Consider the following 3,980-nt stretch of genomic DNA (forward strand, 5'->3'; position numbering starts at 1 on the left):
ACCTGAAATCAGGCTGGCTTTCAAAGAATCTCCTGCACCTCTTTGGCCACCACGGTGTGGCATTTGCGGCAGCGCGGTTCATAGGCTTCGCTGGCCCCCACCAGAATCACTGGGTCGTCGTAACGGGCTGGTTTGCCATTCACAAAGCGCTGGGTGCGGGTGGCGGGGGCCCCACACACAGGACACACAGCATAGAGTTTTTCCACGTACTCGGCGCGGCACAACAGTTCAGGCATAATGCCAAAGGGTTCGCCACGAAAGTCCATATCCAGACCGGCGCAAATCACCCGTACCCCCTTGTCGGCGAGCTCGAGCACCAGCGGTACCAAAGCCGGGTCGAAAAACTGCGCCTCGTCCACGGCCACTACATCGGGAAGGGGGTCGGTCAGGTGGGCCCGCAGTTCGGCGGCATCGTGCACCGGCACGGCTTCGGCCCGCCGGCCATCGTGGCTCGAGACATCGGTGGCATGGTAGCGGTCGTCCAGGCACGGCTTGAATACCAGAACCCGCTGCCGGGCAATCAGGGCCCGCTTGATGCGCCGAATCAGCTCGTCGGACTTTCCCGAGAACATCGGCCCAACCACGACTTCAATCCAACCCTGGTGATGCGGAAGATGGGGCAGGCTCATAATCGGGGCCTAGCATATCGCATGGCTGGTATCTCCGGCAGAAAGGCGACAACCGCCCCAACAGGCGGCAGCCATGCGAGGGTCAGTGGTTTATGGTCCATCGGCCATTGCCCACCAAGACTCATGACTGTTGCCGTGAATTACCCTTCCAGCCGGATGCTTGTACCCTGGAAAGCGCATCTCGACCCCACCCCTGCAAAAAAACAGGTGGGCGAATGCCCACCTGTCCAAACCCGGCAGCAATTACTGCTTCTTGGCTTTCTTGCCGTAGCTTCCGGCAAACTTCTTCTGGAACTTCTCGACCCGGCCCTCGGTATCCACAAAGCGCTGCTGGCCGGTCCAGAAGGGGTGATTGCCGCTCCAGACTTCGACGTGAATCTCTGGCTTGGTGCTGTAAGTCTGCATGACCACCTGACCGTTGCAGATAATCTTGCAGGGTACGAGCTTGGGATGAATTTTCTCTTTCATGCCATCTCCTGGGCACGGATTTTGCCGTGCAGTCAACTTACGCAATATAGCAGGTCTAGGCGCAAAGGGCAAGCTGGGGTTAGAATCGCGCCATCTATGACCCGAGGGGTACGCGGCGCCATAACCGTTGAAGAAGACAGTCGGGAGGCCATTCTGAGCGCCACCCGCGAACTATTGCAAAAGATGCTCGAGGTCAACCAGATTACCGATTTTGACACCATTGGAGCCATGATCTTCACCCTGACCGACGACCTTCGGGCAGCCTTCCCCGCCGAGGCCGCCCGGCAACTGGGAATGCAGATGGTTCCGCTCATCAACTCGCGCGAAATTCCCGTGCCCGGGGCTCTGCCTCGGGTGATTCGGGTGATGATGCTCTGGAACACCGACCTGCCCCAAAAACAGGTCAAGCACGTTTACCTGCGCGAGGCCGTGCGCTTGCGGCCCGACCTGGAAAGTGCGCAATGAAGGTCAATGGCCGATAGTCCATGGCCTATGGTCTGTGGCTGATGACCAGGCCTGTTTTTGCTATCGACTATCGACTATGAGCCATTGACCCTCTCAACGCACCTTGGCTCCTGGGGGCAGATCCTGCTCCGGGGTGACCACCACAATCCTGCCCTCGGCATTTTCGCCTGCCAGAATCATGCCCTGCGACTCCACCCCGCGCAACACGGCGGGCTTCAGGTTGGCCACCAGCACCAGCTTTTTGCCCAGCAGGCTTTCGGGGGAATAATCCTTGGCGATGCCCGAGACCACCTGGCGGGTGTGGTCGCCCACATTGAGCGTCAGCACCAGGAGCTTGTCGGCCTTGGGGTGTTTTTCGGCCTTGACGACCTCGGCCACCCGGAGGTCTACCTTGGCGAAATCGTCAAGGCTGATCTGCCCGTTGGCAGCGGCAGTCTCAGACGAAGATGCTGCTTTCGGCTTTGGGCCTTCGGCTTTAGGCTCCCCAGCCTCGAGCTTGGGGAAAAGAATGGGAGCCTCGGGGGGAATGGGCGTCCCGGCGGGCGCCAGCCCCCAGGTCTCGGTCTGGGCCAGGGTGTAGTCGCCCAGCCCCAAAGCAGCCCGCAGCTCTTTGGACTTGGTCGGGAGGGCCGGCTCCAGCAACACGCTGGCGATGCGCAGCCCTTCAACTGCCGTGTAGAGGGCATCCTCCAGCTCTTTTTTGCGGCCTGCGTCGCGGGCCAGTTCCCAGGGTTTGACGTCGTTGATGAACTTATTCAGGCTCCGCACGTACTGGAGCACCTCCTCCAACGCCAGGTGAATCCGCAGGGCGTCCACCTCCCGGCGCACTTTTTCGGCCAGGGCAATCCCGGCTTGGGCTATTTCGGAGTCTGCCGGAGAGGGCGCGGGAATCACCCCTCCACAGTATTTGAGCAGCATGGTGCGCACCCTCGAGAGCAGGTTGCCCAGGTCGTTGGCCAGGTCGCTGTTCAGGCGCTGCGCCACCACCTCTTCGCCAAAGGGGCTGTCCGAGCCCAGGGTGGTATCGCGCAACAGCGCGTAGTGCACCGCATCCACCCCAAACTTGTCCAGCAGGGCCAGCGGGTCAATGGCGTTGCCCAGGCTCTTGCCCATCTTGCGCCCGTCCATAGCCAGGATGTGCCCGTGCACGACCAGGCGTTTGTAAATGGGCAGACCGGCACTCTTGAGCATGGTGGGCCAGAAGATGGCGTGGGGCTTCAGGATGTCCTTGCCAATCACGTGCCAGGCCTGGGGCCAGAACTTCTCAAAGAGGCCCCGGCTGGCCAGCGAGGAGGCATAAGCCAGGAGCGCATCGAACCACACATAGGTCACATGCTGTTCATCCCAGGGGATGGGAATGCCCCAGGGCACACGGTCTTTGGGCCGGGAAATAGACAGGTCGCCGATGGGTTCCTTGAGAATCTCCAGCACCTCGTTGCGGTAGGCCGGGGGCTGGATGAGGTCGGGGTGCTCTTGCAGGTACTCCACCAGCCAGGGGCGGTATTTTTCCATGCGAAAGAAGTAGTTGGCTTCCTTGCGGAGGATGGGTGGGTCGGAGTCCCCTGGCAGAATGCCGTTGACCAGCTCCTTTTCGGTCACGTAGCGCTCGGAACCCACCGAGTAAAGCCCCTCGTATTCGGCGTAGTAGATGTCGCCGGCCTCGTACACCTTGCAGAGAATCTCCTGCACATATCGCTTGTGGCGCTCCGAGGTGGTGCGGATGTAGTCGTCGTAGCTGATGAGCAAGCGCCGGTAGGCTGGCTGAAAAAGCTGCTCGGAAACGTAATCCACAAAGGCCTGCGGCTCCTGTCCGGCGTTTTTGGCGGCGCGGGCAATTTTCTCGCCGTGTTCGTCGGTACCGGTCACGAAGTTGGTCTCGTAGCCATCGAGACGGTGAAAGCGGGCCAGAAAGTCGCAGATGATTTTCTCGTAGACATGTCCGATGTGGGGCGCCGCGTTGGCGTAGTCAATGGCTGCGGTTTCGTAGAACGTCTTGCTCACGGGTCACTCCTTCGATTGGGCGTTCCGGGGCAGCCGGTTCAGGGCGCTTGGCCCCAAAAAAACAAGGGCGCAAATGCGCCCCGCCGATAGCCCCCAAGATGCTATCGTCGGGAACTTCGCATCATTCGAGCAAACCAACGCCCGCTCACAGGCCCTATTTTATTCGCCCGAAGCTGCCTTTGACAAGCTTGAACAGGCCTCGAGTCCATCCCGCCTCCCCTTCCCCCGGGCAAGGCCGATACCGCCTTCTGAGCCGGGTGCGCTGGAATGGCCTTACGGCGCATGGCCGATGAAAGGGCTTGAGAGCCCTCTTCACGTATTCTGAGCCATTCGAGATCGAGAAAGCTTTGTCCTGGACAGAACAAAGGCCGTCGGGAAACTCGAAAACAGGCGTCTCGGCCAAGACGCAACGCAGAC

At 60.4% G+C, this 3,980-nt stretch carries 4 protein-coding genes; 1 reads left to right on the top strand and 3 read right to left on the bottom strand.

Annotation, left to right across the window (positions count from 1 at the left end; all coding sequences use genetic code 11):
• Window positions 1–20: 20 nt before the first annotated feature.
• Window positions 21–623 carry a thymidine kinase gene (locus tag NZN28_RS13930; protein ID WP_295399165.1) on the bottom strand — a complete coding sequence of 201 codons (603 nt, stop codon included), beginning with the start codon at window positions 621–623 and terminating at the stop codon, window positions 21–23.
• A 249-nt stretch (window positions 624–872) separates the two neighbouring features.
• Window positions 873–1,097, bottom strand: a complete 225-nt coding sequence (gene rpmE, locus NZN28_RS13935) for a 50S ribosomal protein L31 (protein ID WP_295399160.1) — start codon at window positions 1,095–1,097, stop codon at window positions 873–875.
• Window positions 1,098–1,193: 96 nt separating this feature from the next.
• Between rpmE and aroH the strand changes: the two genes are divergently transcribed.
• A complete protein-coding gene (gene aroH, locus NZN28_RS13940; RefSeq protein ID WP_295399162.1) occupies window positions 1,194–1,562 on the top strand; it encodes a chorismate mutase in 369 nt (122 codons plus the stop codon).
• Between the two features lie 93 nt (window positions 1,563–1,655).
• Here the strand turns inward: aroH and metG are convergent, their stop codons facing one another.
• Window positions 1,656–3,563 (bottom strand): methionine--tRNA ligase, encoded by a 1,908-nt coding sequence (gene metG, locus NZN28_RS13945; protein WP_295399163.1) that lies wholly within the window; start codon window positions 3,561–3,563, stop codon window positions 1,656–1,658.
• Between the last annotated feature and the right edge of the window lie 417 nt (window positions 3,564–3,980).

The organism is Meiothermus sp., assembly GCF_025056915.1.
Classification (GTDB): Bacteria; Deinococcota; Deinococci; order Deinococcales; family Thermaceae; genus Meiothermus.